Genomic DNA, 13346 nt, shown 5'->3' with positions numbered 1-13346 from the left:
CGGCGATCGGCCGTCCCGCCCGGGTGGAGAAGGATCAGACGGTCGCGGAGTACTGGCTGTCCTTCATGAGGAAGGTCGCCAGCGGCTTGCCGTCGCCCTTCGACATGGCGGAGAAGGTGACACCGAGCTGGGAGGCCGCCTTGCGGGCCAGCTTGATGTCGTCGGAGGCGGTGACCTGGCCGCGCGGGATGATGAAGCGGTACTTCACCGCGGTCGTGCCACCGGCCTTGACGTCGGTGAACTCCAGGCCGAGGGCGCGCACATCGGCGAACGGGCGCTCGGCGATCTCGTAGCGGTAGGTGTCGACGGCCGGGGTCGGCTCCGCCTTGACGGCGTCGCCACCCATGAAGAAGGGCAGCGTGTCCTCGTTGAACTGGAGCAGCGAGAACTTCAGCGAGAGGTCACGGCTCGAGTAGATGTAGTGGATCGGGGAGACCGACTGCCACGAGTCGATGGGCTCCAGCTTGTCCTTCTTGGAGAAGGTGACGCCGTCGCCGGAGGTGAAGCCGAGGTCCTTCCAGCCCGCACCGGTCCAGTCGGCGGCCGAGTCGGTGCCGAAGGTGGCCGGGGCGTTCGTACCGGCGTCGGCCACGTAGAGCTTGCCGGTGCCGGCGACGCGGATCTCGGCCGAGTTGTTTCCTGCCATGGTGGATTTCTCCTTGTGATGGGGTGAGGGCACCGCCCCGGGCGTGGGACCCGGATACGGCAAAGGCCCCGCCGGACGGCGAGGCCTGGTCTGTGGGCGAGCCTCCGCAGAGCGCTCGGAGGGCGACTGCGGAGAGCGCGCGAAGTCGCGTCTGCCGCAGAGCGCTCGGAGGGCGTCTAGAAGACGCTGAGGGAGAGGCGGATGACGCAGAGGTAGCGGTTGGCGCCCCGGTAGAGGTAGTCGGGCAGCCAGCGCGGGCCGTCCTGCTCCTCCACGTCGTGGACGACGTTGTTGGCGCCGATCTGCTTGCCGATGGTGGCGAGCAGGCACCGCCGGGCCGCGTTGGCGAGGAGGTGGGCCGCGTTCTTGCTCGGCCCGTACACCTCGAACTCGATCAGCGGCATGTCGACGTGCAGGTCGCCGATCCAGGCGCCGCCGCGGCGGTTCACCAGGACCGCGCTCTGCGTGCCGTCGAAGCCGGCCGGCGCGTGCACCGCGATGGTCGCGCCGGCCAGGGCGGGGTCGGCCTTGAGGACGTCGACGACCAGCTTCTCGACGTCCGGGAAAGCACTCGGGGGAGTGGTCATGACGGTTCTCCTCGGGAGAGGGGAGGGGCGGGATGGCGGGACGGGGTGCCGCCCGGGGCGCTCCGGCGGGAGGGGGCGGGGCGCGGCAGCGCACCCGGACGGCGGACGGCGGAGCCGCGTCCCGTCCTGCGGGCGCAGCTCCGCCGCTGCACCAACTGTGACAGCGATCGTGCGCGCACGCAACTAGTTCGGGGATCGGATCAGCCCCCGCCCTCGCGACGCACCCGGACGGGAAGGGGCGGGATCCCCGAGCCGAGTCCGCCCGCACCTCGCCACCCCGGGGCGCACCGGCCCCGATAAGTTGACCGTCACCGAACCGAGGGAGCCGCCCCGTGCCCGCCGACCGTCCCCGCCTGCTCTACGTGACCGACCTGACCTACCCGGCCAAGGGGCGGCGCTACGGCGACGAGGACGTCCACCTCGCCGCCCGGCTCCGTGCCGACTTCGACCTCGCCCTCTGTCACCCGCTCGACGCCGCCGCCCTCATGCCGGGCTTCGACGCCGTCGTCGTCCGCAACAGCGGCCCCGTCCTCGGGTACCAGAAGGAGTACGAGGCCTTCCGCGAGCGCGCCCTGGCCCTCGGCACCCGCGTCTACAACCCCCTCCACGGGCGCGGCGACATGGCCGGAAAGCAGTACCTGCTCGACCTCACCGCCGCCGGTTACCCCGTCATCCCCACCGTCGACCGTCCCGAGGACCTCCACCGGCTGCCCGCCGCCCAGCAGTACGCGGTCAAGCCCGAGGCCGGGGCGGACTCCATAGGACTGCGCTTCATGGCGTACGAGGAGCTCGCCGGGCTCACGTACGGCGGACTCCTCGTCCAGCCGCGCGTCGACTTCCGCTACGAGGTCTCCTTCTACTTCGTCGACGACCTCTTCCAGTACGCCCTGTACGCCCCCGACCCCGAGCGCCGCTGGGTCCTGGAGCCGTACGAACCCACCGAGGACGACCTCGCCTTCGCCCGCCGCTTCATCGACTGGAACACCCTCGACCACGGCATCCAGCGCGTCGACGCCTGCCGCACCCCGGAGGGCGGGCTGCTCCTCGTCGAGCTGGAGGACCTCAACCCGTACCTCTCCCTCGACCGCGTCGCCGAGCCGGTGCGCGAGCGCTTCGCCGGCACCCTGGCCCGCTCCCTCCACACCTTCCTGGCGGCATGACGAAGCGCCCCGGGTCCGGATCAGGACTCGGGGCGCCTCGGTGACGAACGATCAGACGGTGTGCGCGGTACGGCGACGAGCCAGCCGCTCCGCCGCGAAGACGTCCTCCAGGCGGAACAGCTGGGCGCGGCCCGCCTTGCCCGCGGCCCGCAGGTGGCCCAGCTGGACCCACTTGCGGATCGTCGCGGGGGCGACCCCCGCCTCTTCGGCGGCGAGCGGCCCGGGGATCAGCGCGGGCAGCGCGGGCGTGCTCAGCATGAAGTCTCCTTCGTGTCGTCCATCGCCGCTTCGATCTCCTCGGTACGGGTCCCCGAGGCCTCCGTCAGTTCGGCCCACGCGTCCTCCGGCCACAGGTGCCGGTACGCGGGGTCGTCCTGGCAGCCGCACGCCGCGTCCGTGCACACGCACGCCGGGTTCACGCAGAGCACCGCGCGCCGGTCGGGGAAGGCGCGCAGCGACACCGAGTCGCACCAGGGGCAGCGCCCCGAGACCCGGACGATCGTCTCCGAGTCGCCCAGGGTCCGGGCGCACCGGCGGGCCATGCGCCGGATCTCGTCCCGGACGTGGCGGGCGAGGACCGGGTGGGCGGCGACGGCGTCGAGCAGGCCGACGATCCGGCGCAGCCGCTCGATCACCCCGGCCCGGCGCGGCCGCGGCAGGGCGAGCCGGGCGCAGACCGCCTCCTCCAGTTCCACCACACCGTCGGTGATGTCCCGGATGGCGTCGGAGATGTGGAGCCGGATCGGGGCGGCGCCGTGCCCGGGGACGGAGAGGCCGTGCCGCTGTTCGAGAAGCAGTGCCTCGCGCCGCTCCTGCCGGATCAGCTCGTCGCGGCCGGGGTGCGGGGCGCTGGGGGCGGTCCCGGCGGGGGAACGGCGGCCGGGGGCCAGCTCCTCGGAGAGCTCGGGGAACTGCCGCGCGAGGGAGGCGGTCCAGAGGGCGATGTCCCGCAGCACCAGCTCGACGGCGGGGACGGCGGGGGCGGCGGGGACGGCGGAGCCGACGGGGCCGACGGGGCCGACGGGGCCGACGGAGCCGGGCGGGCCGACGGGGCCGACGGGGCCGACGGAGCCGGGCGGGCCGACGGGGCCGACGGGGCCGACGGAGCCGACAGGGCCGACAGGGCCGACAGGGCCGACAGGGCCGACGGAGCCGACAGGGCCGACGGAGCCGAGCGGGCCGACTGGGTCGGCGGAGCCGACAGGGCCGACTGAGCCGACATGGCCGGAGTGGCCAGCGCCGTCGTCGTCCGTGCTCGTGCGGTCGGGGAGGTCAGCCACGGCGGTGGCCTCCCGCCTGCGCGACCGCCTTCGCGACGCGCTCCGAGTCCGCCGGGCGGCCGTTGCGCCACAGGCGGCCCGCGCAGACGCCGTCGAAGTAGCTCTCGGCCGGGGCGACGGCCGTCTCGCACTCGCGGCGGACGGGGCAGTCGGCGCAGGCGCGCAGCGCCGGGGCCGCGTCTTTGGGCCGGCGGGCGAAGACGACGGAGGGGGAGAGGCCGGCGCACGCGGCGGAGGCCTGCCAGGGGGACGGGTCGGTCGGGAACAAGAGGTTTCTCCACGGGCCGGGGCCACCAGGGCGTCCATGGGGCCGGTGGGGCTTCTGGGGCTCAGGGGGCCGACGAGTGCGGCGATGAGCAGCCTTACATGTTGCGTGCGAGCGCGCAACAAGCTTCGATGGGGGCTCCGACCTGGTCTTCATCGATTCGCCACGATTGCGCCTCCGAAAGCACGTAATTCTGTGCGCGCAAGCACGCTAAGGTGTGGAATCCGGAGGGTGGGGAGTGAGGGAGCGGTACACATGACCAGTCAAGGGCTCGACGAATTCGCGGGATGGGTCGAAGGCCTGATGAGGGCGCGGGGCTACGACATCGACAGTCCGCGCGGCGGTGGGAAGTCCCGGATCGCGGACGAGGCGGGAGTGCACCGTGCCGCCGTGACGCGCCTGCTGCAGCGGCAGAGCATGCCCGACCTGGAGACCATGCGCAGGATCGCCCCGCTGCTCGGCGTCTCCGTCCGGGACATGCTGATCCGGTCGGGTCGCGTGACCCCGGAGGAGCTGCCGATGGCGGCGGACCTGCTGCCGCCGACCGACTGGCAGCCCTCCATGGAGGACTTCGCCCGCTGGCTCGGCGTGCCCGACGAACGCATGGGCGTCTTCATCAAGGTCGTGAACCAGTTCCTGGAGCCCGACACGGAGGCGGAGCGACCCGCCGGGGCCGCCGAGCCGCGCCGCACCGCCCGGGACTGATTCCGGGCCGACCCGGGACGGACCCCGGCCGACCCGGGACGGACCCCGGCCGACCCCGGACCCCGTCCGCGACCCCGCCCGGTCCCGGCCCGCAACGGCCGGGGCCGCGTGCGCGTGGGCATTTGTTTTGACCGGAGTCCGTGCGATAGGTACGCTCATGCCTTGTGCCTGGGGTGTGCCTGGGCTCGCGTGCGTGTCCTCAACCGCAAGGCGAGTCCGAGTACCGGCCACCGTGATCCGTGCCATTTCCGCCTCGGCGGAAGTCCGCGTGATTCGACACACCCGACCGCGTGGGTCGGCGAATGTTCCAGGTTAGTTTTACGACGGCACACAGAAACCGGAGAAGTAGTGCCTACGATCCAGCAGCTGGTCCGGAAGGGCCGGCAGGACAAGGTCGAGAAGAACAAGACGCCCGCACTCGAGGGTTCCCCTCAGCGTCGCGGCGTCTGCACGCGTGTGTTCACGACCACCCCGAAGAAGCCGAACTCGGCCCTCCGTAAGGTCGCGCGTGTGCGTCTGACCTCGGGCATCGAGGTCACGGCCTACATCCCGGGTGAGGGCCACAACCTGCAGGAGCACTCGATCGTGCTCGTGCGCGGTGGCCGTGTGAAGGACCTGCCGGGTGTTCGCTACAAGATCATCCGCGGTTCCCTCGACACGCAGGGCGTCAAGAACCGTAAGCAGGCTCGCAGCCGCTACGGCGCCAAGAAGGAGAAGTAAGAATGCCTCGTAAGGGCCCCGCCCCGAAGCGCCCGGTCATCATCGACCCGGTCTACGCCTCTCCTCTTGTCACCTCGCTGATCAACAAGATCCTGCTTGACGGCAAGCGTTCCACCGCCGAGCGCATCGTGTACGGCGCCATGGAAGGCCTCCGCGAGAAGACCGGCGCTGACCCGGTCATCACGCTGAAGCGCGCGCTTGAGAACGTCAAGCCGGCCCTTGAGGTCAAGTCCCGCCGTGTCGGTGGCGCCACCTACCAGGTGCCGATCGAGGTCAAGCCGGGCCGCGCGTCCACGCTGGCCCTCCGCTGGCTCGTCGGTTACTCCCGCGCCCGTCGCGAGAAGACCATGACCGAGCGCCTCATGAACGAGCTCCTCGACGCCTCGAACGGCCTCGGTGCGGCCGTCAAGAAGCGTGAGGACACGCACAAGATGGCCGAGTCCAACAAGGCCTTCGCGCACTACCGCTGGTAGTCGCAACCCACATCGAGACCGAGAGAAGACTGAGCCGATATGGCTACCACTTCGCTTGACCTTGCCAAGGTGCGCAACATCGGCATCATGGCTCACATCGACGCGGGCAAGACGACCACCACCGAGCGGATCCTGTTCTACACCGGTGTCTCGTACAAGATCGGTGAAGTCCACGACGGCGCTGCCACGATGGACTGGATGGAGCAGGAGCAGGAGCGCGGCATCACGATCACGTCCGCCGCGACGACCTGCCACTGGCCGCTCGAGAATGTCGATCACACGATCAACATCATCGACACGCCGGGCCACGTCGACTTCACCGTCGAGGTGGAGCGTTCGCTGCGCGTGCTCGACGGTGCTGTCACCGTGTTCGACGGTGTGGCCGGTGTCGAGCCCCAGTCCGAGACTGTCTGGCGACAGGCGGACCGCTACGGCGTCCCGCGTATCTGCTTCGTCAACAAGCTCGACCGTACGGGTGCCGAGTTCCTCCGCTGCGTCGACATGATCGTGGACCGCCTCGGCGCCGTCCCGATCGTCATGCAGCTCCCGATCGGCGCCGAGATGGACTTCCAGGGCGTCGTCGACCTCGTCCGCATGAAGGCTCTTGTCTGGTCCGCCGAGGCCAGCAAGGGTGAGATGTACGACGTCGTCGACATCCCGGCCTCGCACACCGAGCTCGCCGAAGAGTGGCGCGCGAAGCTGGTCGAGACCGTCGCGGAGAACGACGAGGAGCTCATGGAGCTCTTCCTCGAGGGCGTCGAGCCCACCGAGGAGCAGCTGTACGCGGCTGTCCGTCGTATCACCATCGCTTCCGGCAAGGGCAACGGCGAGAAGACGGTCACCCCCGTCTTCTGTGGCACCGCGTTCAAGAACAAGGGCGTTCAGCCCCTGCTCGACGCTGTCGTCCGTTACCTGCCGTCGCCCCTGGACGTCGAGGCCATCGAGGGCCACGACGTCAGGGACGCCGAGGTCGTCGTCAAGCGCAAGCCGTCCGACGACGAGCCGCTGTCGGCCCTCGCGTTCAAGATCGCGAGCGACCCGCACCTCGGCAAGCTCACCTTCGTCCGGATCTACTCCGGTCGCCTGGAGGCCGGCACCGCGGTGCTGAACTCCGTCAAGGGCAAGAAGGAGCGCATCGGCAAGATCTACCGCATGCACGCGAACAAGCGTGAGGAGATCGACTCGGTGGGCGCCGGCGACATCGTCGCCGTCATGGGCCTCAAGCAGACCACCACCGGTGAGACGCTGTGCGACGACAAGAACCCGGTTGTCCTGGAGTCCATGGACTTCCCGGCGCCGGTCATTCAGGTCGCCATCGAGCCCAAGTCCAAGGGTGACCAGGAGAAGCTGGGTGTCGCCATCCAGCGTCTCGCGGAGGAGGACCCCTCCTTCCAGGTGCACTCGGACGAGGAGACCGGCCAGACCATCATCGGTGGTATGGGCGAGCTTCACCTCGACATCCTCGTCGACCGCATGCGTCGCGAGTTCAAGGTCGAGGCGAACGTCGGCAAGCCGCAGGTCGCGTACCGCGAGACGATCCGCAAGGCCGTCGAGCGACTTGACTACACCCACAAGAAGCAGACCGGTGGTACCGGTCAGTTCGCCAAGGTGCAGATCGCGATCGAGCCCATCGAGGGCGGCGACGCCTCGTACGAGTTCGTGAACAAGGTCACCGGTGGCCGCATCCCGAAGGAGTACATCCCTTCGGTCGACGCGGGTGCGCAGGAGGCCATGCAGTTCGGCATCCTGGCCGGCTACGAGATGACGGGCGTCCGCGTCATTCTTCTCGACGGTGGCTACCACGAGGTCGACTCCTCCGAGCTGGCGTTCAAGATCGCCGGTTCGCAGGCCTTCAAGGAGGCCGCGCGGAAGGCTTCGCCGGTCATCCTCGAGCCCATGATGTCCGTCGAGGTCACCACGCCCGAGGACTACATGGGTGAGGTCATCGGCGACATCAACTCCCGCCGTGGCCAGATCCAGGCCATGGAGGAGCGCAGCGGCGCTCGCGTCGTGAAGGGCCTCGTGCCCCTTTCGGAGATGTTCGGCTACGTCGGCGACCTCCGCAGCAAGACCTCGGGTCGCGCAAGCTACTCGATGCAGTTCGACTCCTACGCCGAGGTTCCGCGGAACGTCGCCGAGGAGATCATCGCGAAGGCCAAGGGCGAGTAACTCTCCCAAGTTCACGCTTTAGGCTTGACACCAATCACCGGGGCTCGACCCCCGCAACCCGAGGAATCGGGCCCCGGCGGATGGCATCCCAGCAAAGATCACCTGGCGCCGATGAAGCAAGGCGTACAGAACCACTCCGCAGGAGGATTCAGTGGCGAAGGCAAAGTTCGAGCGGACTAAGCCGCACGTCAACATCGGCACCATCGGTCACATTGACCACGGTAAGACGACCCTCACGGCCGCCATTACCAAGGTGCTGCACGACGCGTACCCGGACCTGAACGAGGCCTCGGCCTTCGACCAGATCGACAAGGCTCCCGAGGAGCGCCAGCGCGGTATCACCATCTCGATCGCGCACGTCGAGTACCAGACCGAGTCGCGTCACTACGCCCACGTCGACTGCCCCGGTCACGCGGACTACATCAAGAACATGATCACGGGTGCCGCGCAGATGGACGGCGCCATCCTCGTGGTCGCCGCCACCGACGGTCCGATGCCGCAGACCAAGGAGCACGTGCTCCTGGCCCGCCAGGTCGGCGTTCCGTACATCGTCGTCGCCCTGAACAAGGCCGACATGGTGGACGACGAGGAGATCCTGGAGCTCGTCGAGCTCGAGGTTCGTGAGCTCCTCTCCGAGTACGAGTTCCCGGGCGACGACCTTCCGGTCGTCCGTGTCTCGGCGCTCAAGGCGCTTGAGGGCGACAAGGAGTGGGGCGAGAAGCTCCTCGGCCTCATGCACGCGGTGGACGAGTCCATCCCGCAGCCCGAGCGTGACGTCGACAAGCCGTTCCTGATGCCGATCGAGGACGTCTTCACGATCACCGGTCGTGGCACCGTCGTCACCGGTCGTATCGAGCGCGGTATCCTCAAGGTCAACGAGACCGTCGACATCATCGGTATCAAGACCGAGAAGACCACCACCACGGTCACCGGTATCGAGATGTTCCGCAAGCTGCTCGACGAGGGCCAGGCCGGTGAGAACGTCGGTCTGCTCCTCCGTGGCATCAAGCGTGAGGACGTCGAGCGCGGCCAGGTCATCATCAAGCCGGGTTCGGTCACGCCGCACACGAACTTCGAGGCCCAGGCCTACATCCTGTCGAAGGACGAGGGTGGCCGTCACACCCCGTTCTTCAACAACTACCGCCCGCAGTTCTACTTCCGTACCACGGACGTGACCGGCGTCGTGACCCTCCCCGAGGGCACCGAGATGGTCATGCCGGGCGACAACACCGCCATGAGCGTTGAGCTGATCCAGCCCATCGCCATGGAGGAGGGCCTCAAGTTCGCCATCCGTGAGGGTGGCCGGACCGTCGGCGCCGGCCAGGTCGTCAAGATCACTGCCTGATCTTGAACTGACCTGGTGGCTCGCACGAGCCGCCAGCAGTTGAAGAAGGCCCCGCACCTTTCGGTGCGGGGCCTTCTCGCGTTCTCCGGAAGCCTTCTACGGCCGCCAGCTCCACGGGTGTCCGTCCGCGCCGAGGCCCACCACGGTCGCCCGGCGCGCGCCCAGATGAAGCGCGGCCGACACCGCCGCAGGACCCTTCGTGCGGGTACGCGACCGGCCACCGAGCCGTACCGTCACCCGGCCCCGCGTGTCCGTGCCGAGCAGCACGGTCCCGAGCGCCGCCGAGCGCGCCGCGACCACCCCTCCGTATCCGTCGAGGCCGGTGTTCCTGCCGCCGGGGCCGCGAAGCTTCGCGGCCGCGGGAGCCCGGTGGTACAGCTCGCCGCCCGCGCTCGCCACCGTGGACCCGGAGCGCGGCAGCCGGCCCGCCCGCTCCTCCCCGTCCACCCAGTGCCGTACGGACTCCCGCCCCGCCGCGTACAGGTGCACCCGGCCCGCCGCGTCCAGCGAGACCGCCAGGCCGTCCTGGACCTCCGCCGCACCCGGGAGCACGCGCCACGGGGTCCAGGTGCCGTCCGTCGCGCGTACCCGCGTCGACACGCCCTTGTCCGCGTTCCGTACGAAGAGGTGGACCCGGCCGTCGGGGGCCGCGACCGCCACCGGGGCGCCGATCCGCCGGCCCCGGTCGTCGAGTTTCTCCGGACAGCCGAGCCCCCGCCAGGCGAGGAACGGGCCGCCGGGGGAGCGCTGCTCCAGGAGCACCACCTCGCGCTGGTTGGCCCCGCCGTGCCCGTCGAGCGCGGCGAAGCGTATGCCGAAGAGCAGGACCCGGCCGTCGCCGAGCACCGCCGAGCCGAGCGCGGGCGCGAGCGGACCGCCGCCGAGATCCGCCGGTTCGCTCCAGACGCCGGGTGCCGACTCGCGCCAGCGGACCGCGCGCAGCCCGATGACCCCGTACGCCGTGAGCCGCCCGTCCGGCCCTTCGGCGAGGGCGGGGCCCGTCGTCGGCCAGCGGTGGTGGGTGGAGCGGACCCAGCCCTTGCGGTTGGTGAGCGGCCGGTCGCCGCCGACGCCGTAGTCGCCGCAGCCCGAGGGGTTCCCGCACTGCCAGTCCGGGTCCCCGCCGTACGGGACGAGGTGCGCGGCCTTCTCCTTGAGGATCGCGGGCGGGAGGTTCTTGGGCCAGTGCCGGTTGTAGTAGCCGCGGAAGGCCTTCGCTGTGAACGCCGGTACGGGTTCGCCGTCGCGGACCGCGTCCGAGACCCAGCGGTTGAGCGCCGCCCAGGTGAAGCAGGCGACCGCCGTGTGGTCCGGGTGGTCCGAGTAGCCGGGCTGCTCGGCGTCCCGCCGCCGGGCGGCGTCGTCGCCGTCCTGGATGTCCGGGTCCGGGTCAAGGGTGTGCACGACCGTGGGCCGGTGGTGGGCGAGCAGCCCGGCGAGGGCTCCGACCAGCTGGTCGTAGTCGTAGGTGTCCGTGTCGGTGACGGGGGAGCCGGCCGACCGGTGGGTCCGTACCTCCAGGGCGCGGTCGCCCCAGAGCGCGGGCATGGCCAGGTAGCGGCGGGGGGCGTGCATCGGCAGGTTGAGGAAGACCAGCTCGACCCGCCGGCCGCCGTGGGTGAGCGTGTCGACCCCGGCCCGCTGCCCGCCGGGCAGCGTCAGCACCTCCCGGCGCCAGGGCGTGAACATCGGAAGGCCGAGGGCCACGGCGTACGACTGGCGCAGACCCTGGTGGCGGGCGGAGGAGTACGCGGCCCGGTTCGGGGGAGTCTCGGGCATCCCGGCTATCCGGTTGCGGCCGTTGTGCTCGCCGGCCGTCACGTACACCGAGACCAGCGGGACCCCCGCGTCGAGCAGCCGCTGCGCGTCCGGGTTCATGAAGTACAGGTCGTCGTCCGGGTGCGCGCAGAACTGCATGAGCAGCGCCCGCCGGGCCCGTGCCGTGGCGATCGGCTTCCCCGGCGCCGGATCGGCGGTCGGCGCGGTCCGGCGCGGCTCCGGTACGGAACACCCGGTGGCGGCCGTCAGGACGGCGAGGGCGGTGGCGAGCACCGCTCGTCGGCGGGGTGGTGTGGGCTGCACGTACGGGTCCTTCGCTCAGAGGTTCGCCTGGAAGACGGGCCCGTGGGCGAAGAGGTTGTGCCGTACGGCGGGGTGAGACAAAGATCAAAGAAAACCCGCGGCCGGATGTCGAACGAGCGATCACGGCTCCGACCAACGGGTGACAGCGCGCCACGAGGGCGCGCGGGACGGGGAGGACACCCGAGATGAAGTACGTCGCGATGATCTACGGCAACCAGGCCAAGTGGGACTCCTTCCCCGCCGAGGCCTGGCCCGACGCGATCGCCCGGCAGGAGGCCTTCAACCGGAAGTACCGGGAGAGCGGCGAACTGATCGGCGCGTACGGGCTCGCCGACGCGGCCGCCGCCCAGCTGGTACGGCGCGAGGGCGGCGCCCCCGCCGTCACCGACGGCCCGTACCTGGAGACCAAGGAGTACCTGGCCAGCTTCTACCTGCTCGACTGCGACAGCCTGGAGCGGGCGCAGGAGATCGCCGCGGACATGCCCTTCGCGGACGTCGACCCCGTCGAGCTGTGGCCGGTCCTGCACGAGTCCGCGGCGGACGTGTGACCGGCACCGACGACATCGAGGACCTGCTGCGCACGTACGCGCCGCAGGTCCTCGGCGTGCTCGTACGGCGGTACGGCGACTTCGACCTCTGCGAGGACGCCGTCCAGGAGGCCCTGATCGCCGCCGCCGAACAGTGGCCGGAGCAGGGCGTCCCCACGCAGCCGCGCGGCTGGCTCGTCACCGTCGCCGGCCGCCGGTACATCGACCTGGTGCGCAGCGAGGCCGCGCGCAGGCGCCGTGAGGACACCGCCGCCCTCGCCACCCCGGACTCCGAGCTGCTCGCGCCCGCCGCCGACGACGCCCCGGGCACCGACCGGGACGACTCGCTGCCGCTGCTCTTCCTCTGCTGCCACCCGGACCTGTCGCCGCCCAGCCGGATCGCGCTCACCCTGCGGGCCGTCGGCGGTCTCACCACGGCGCAGATCGCCGCCGCCTTCCTCGTGCCCGAGTCGACCATGGCGCAGCGCATCAGCCGCGCCAAGCAGACGATCAAGGCGGCGGGCGGCTCGCTCGCCCTGCCCGAGGGGGAGGACCGGGCGGCCCGGCTCGCGGAGGTGCGGCACGTGCTCTACCTCGTCTTCAACGAGGGGTACACGGCCAGCGCAGGAGACGAGCTCACCGCGCCCGAGCTGTCCACGGAGGCGATCCGCCTCACGAGGCTGCTCCACCGCCTGCTCCCCGAGGACGCCGAGACGGCCGGCCTGCTCGCCCTGATGCTGCTCACCGACGCCCGCAGGCCGGCCCGTACGGGCCCGCACGGCGAGCTGGTGCCGCTCGCGGAGCAGGACCGGGGGCGCTGGGACGCGGGGCTCGTCGCGGAGGGTGTCGCGCTGCTGAGCCGCACCCTGCCGCGCGGCCGGGTGGGCCCGTACCAGCTCCAGGCGGCGATCGCGGCCGTCCACGACGAGGCGGAGTCCGCCGAGGCCACGGACTGGCCGCAGATCCTCGCGCTCTACGAGCTCCTGGAGCGGACCGGGCCGAACCCGATGATCACCCTGAACCGCGCGGTGGCCGTCGCCATGGTCCACGGCCCCGCGGCCGGTCTCGCCCTTCTCGACGAGCTGGCGGAGGACCGGCGCACGGCCCGGCACCACCGGCTGCTCGCCACCCGGGCGCATCTGCTGGAGCTCCTCGGCGACACGGAGCCCGCGGCCGAGGCCTACCGGGAGGCCGCGCGCCGGACGACGAGCGCTCCGGAGCGGCGTCATCTCACGGAGCGCGCACGACGGTTGGGGTGAATCGGAGGGGGGCGCCCGAGCAGACGCTCGCGCCCGGCGCATGACCGTACGTGACGTGGGGTACAGTCTCCGGTTCCGATTGGCGGCCGGATGCCCCCGTATGGCAGACTGTCGGGGTTGCTCGGTTG

General features: G+C 70.8%; 14 protein-coding genes. 8 read left to right on the top strand and 6 right to left on the bottom strand.

Annotation, left to right across the window (positions count from 1 at the left end; translation table 11 throughout):
- Positions 1 to 34: 34 nt before the first annotated feature.
- The gene (locus ACIRB7_RS02655) at positions 35 to 646 is read right to left on the bottom strand and encodes a phage tail protein (RefSeq protein WP_403591265.1); all 612 of its coding nucleotides are present in this window, start codon (positions 644 to 646) and stop codon (positions 35 to 37) included.
- Positions 647 to 822: 176 nt separating this feature from the next.
- Positions 823 to 1233, bottom strand: a complete 411-nt coding sequence (locus ACIRB7_RS02650) for a hypothetical protein (RefSeq protein WP_403591263.1) — start codon at positions 1231 to 1233, stop codon at positions 823 to 825.
- 332 nt (positions 1234 to 1565) lie between these two features.
- Here ACIRB7_RS02650 and ACIRB7_RS02645 point away from each other — a divergent pair, with 332 nt between their 5' ends.
- Positions 1566 to 2393: a hypothetical protein gene (locus ACIRB7_RS02645; protein WP_403591260.1), complete on the top strand. Its 828-nt coding sequence runs from the start codon at positions 1566 to 1568 to the stop codon at positions 2391 to 2393.
- A gap of 51 nt (positions 2394 to 2444) precedes the next feature.
- On the opposite strand, the gene ACIRB7_RS02640 is transcribed toward ACIRB7_RS02645, so the two are convergent.
- Genes ACIRB7_RS02640 through ACIRB7_RS02630 form a run of 3 tightly spaced genes read right to left on the bottom strand, consistent with a single transcriptional unit; the run spans position 2445 to position 3941 of the window.
- Positions 2445 to 2651 carry a hypothetical protein gene (locus tag ACIRB7_RS02640; protein ID WP_351213409.1) on the bottom strand — a complete coding sequence of 69 codons (207 nt, stop codon included), beginning with the start codon at positions 2649 to 2651 and terminating at the stop codon, positions 2445 to 2447.
- Positions 2645 to 3673: a hypothetical protein gene (locus tag ACIRB7_RS02635; RefSeq protein WP_403591257.1), complete on the bottom strand. Its 1029-nt coding sequence runs from the start codon at positions 3671 to 3673 to the stop codon at positions 2645 to 2647. Before ACIRB7_RS02635 ends, ACIRB7_RS02640 begins: the two co-directional genes overlap by 7 nt.
- Positions 3666 to 3941: a WhiB family transcriptional regulator gene (locus ACIRB7_RS02630; RefSeq protein WP_403591255.1), complete on the bottom strand. Its 276-nt coding sequence runs from the start codon at positions 3939 to 3941 to the stop codon at positions 3666 to 3668. The genes ACIRB7_RS02635 and ACIRB7_RS02630 overlap by 8 nt, the downstream gene beginning before the upstream one ends.
- A gap of 252 nt (positions 3942 to 4193) precedes the next feature.
- On the opposite strand from ACIRB7_RS02630, the gene ACIRB7_RS02625 reads away from it, so the two are divergent.
- The 5 genes from ACIRB7_RS02625 to tuf all read left to right on the top strand — a co-directional run bounded on the left by ACIRB7_RS02625 (position 4194) and on the right by tuf (position 9350).
- Positions 4194 to 4643 carry a helix-turn-helix domain-containing protein gene (locus ACIRB7_RS02625; RefSeq protein ID WP_403591252.1) on the top strand — a complete coding sequence of 150 codons (450 nt, stop codon included), beginning with the start codon at positions 4194 to 4196 and terminating at the stop codon, positions 4641 to 4643.
- A 348-nt stretch (positions 4644 to 4991) separates the two neighbouring features.
- On the top strand, positions 4992 to 5363 hold the full coding sequence (gene rpsL / locus ACIRB7_RS02620) for a 30S ribosomal protein S12 (protein WP_003948652.1): 372 nt from the start codon (positions 4992 to 4994) through the stop codon (positions 5361 to 5363).
- Positions 5364 to 5365: 2 nt separating this feature from the next.
- Complete coding sequence (gene rpsG / locus ACIRB7_RS02615) at positions 5366 to 5836, top strand: 30S ribosomal protein S7 (RefSeq protein ID WP_351213415.1); 471 nt, start codon at positions 5366 to 5368, stop codon at positions 5834 to 5836.
- A gap of 39 nt (positions 5837 to 5875) precedes the next feature.
- Positions 5876 to 8005: an elongation factor G gene (fusA, locus tag ACIRB7_RS02610; protein WP_351213417.1), complete on the top strand. Its 2130-nt coding sequence runs from the start codon at positions 5876 to 5878 to the stop codon at positions 8003 to 8005.
- Between the two features lie 151 nt (positions 8006 to 8156).
- On the top strand, positions 8157 to 9350 hold the full coding sequence (tuf, locus tag ACIRB7_RS02605; RefSeq protein ID WP_026058274.1) for an elongation factor Tu: 1194 nt from the start codon (positions 8157 to 8159) through the stop codon (positions 9348 to 9350).
- A gap of 96 nt (positions 9351 to 9446) precedes the next feature.
- Here the strand turns inward: tuf and ACIRB7_RS02600 are convergent, their stop codons facing one another.
- Complete coding sequence (locus ACIRB7_RS02600) at positions 9447 to 11432, bottom strand: PIG-L family deacetylase (protein ID WP_403591248.1); 1986 nt, start codon at positions 11430 to 11432, stop codon at positions 9447 to 9449.
- A 185-nt stretch (positions 11433 to 11617) separates the two neighbouring features.
- On the opposite strand from ACIRB7_RS02600, the gene ACIRB7_RS02595 reads away from it, so the two are divergent.
- Both ACIRB7_RS02595 and ACIRB7_RS02590 read left to right on the top strand, forming a co-directional pair.
- The gene (locus ACIRB7_RS02595) at positions 11618 to 11980 is read left to right on the top strand and encodes a YciI family protein (protein WP_351213420.1); all 363 of its coding nucleotides are present in this window, start codon (positions 11618 to 11620) and stop codon (positions 11978 to 11980) included.
- Positions 11977 to 13218: an RNA polymerase sigma factor gene (locus tag ACIRB7_RS02590; RefSeq protein ID WP_403591244.1), complete on the top strand. Its 1242-nt coding sequence runs from the start codon at positions 11977 to 11979 to the stop codon at positions 13216 to 13218. Before ACIRB7_RS02595 ends, ACIRB7_RS02590 begins: the two co-directional genes overlap by 4 nt.
- Positions 13219 to 13346: the final 128 nt, after the last annotated feature.

This window comes from Streptomyces sp. NPDC093795 (genome assembly GCF_044764665.1).
Taxonomy (GTDB): Bacteria; Actinomycetota; Actinomycetes; order Streptomycetales; family Streptomycetaceae; genus Streptomyces.
This window is presented reverse-complemented; position numbering and strand designations above follow the sequence as displayed.

Bases quoted from the DNA above. Each gene is read 5' to 3' on its own strand.
- ACIRB7_RS02595 (WP_351213420.1), top strand. From the start codon at position 11,618: ATGAAGTACGTCGCGATGATCTACGGCAACCAGGCCAAGTGGGACTCC.
- rpsG (WP_351213415.1), top strand. From the start codon at position 5,366: ATGCCTCGTAAGGGCCCCGCCCCGAAGCGCCCGGTCATCATCGACCCG.
- fusA (WP_351213417.1), top strand. From the start codon at position 5,876: ATGGCTACCACTTCGCTTGACCTTGCCAAGGTGCGCAACATCGGCATC.
- ACIRB7_RS02625 (WP_403591252.1), top strand. From the start codon at position 4,194: ATGACCAGTCAAGGGCTCGACGAATTCGCGGGATGGGTCGAAGGCCTG.
- ACIRB7_RS02640 (WP_351213409.1), bottom strand. From the start codon at position 2,651: ATGCTGAGCACGCCCGCGCTGCCCGCGCTGATCCCCGGGCCGCTCGCC.
- ACIRB7_RS02655 (WP_403591265.1), bottom strand. From the start codon at position 646: ATGGCAGGAAACAACTCGGCCGAGATCCGCGTCGCCGGCACCGGCAAG.
- ACIRB7_RS02650 (WP_403591263.1), bottom strand. From the start codon at position 1,233: ATGACCACTCCCCCGAGTGCTTTCCCGGACGTCGAGAAGCTGGTCGTC.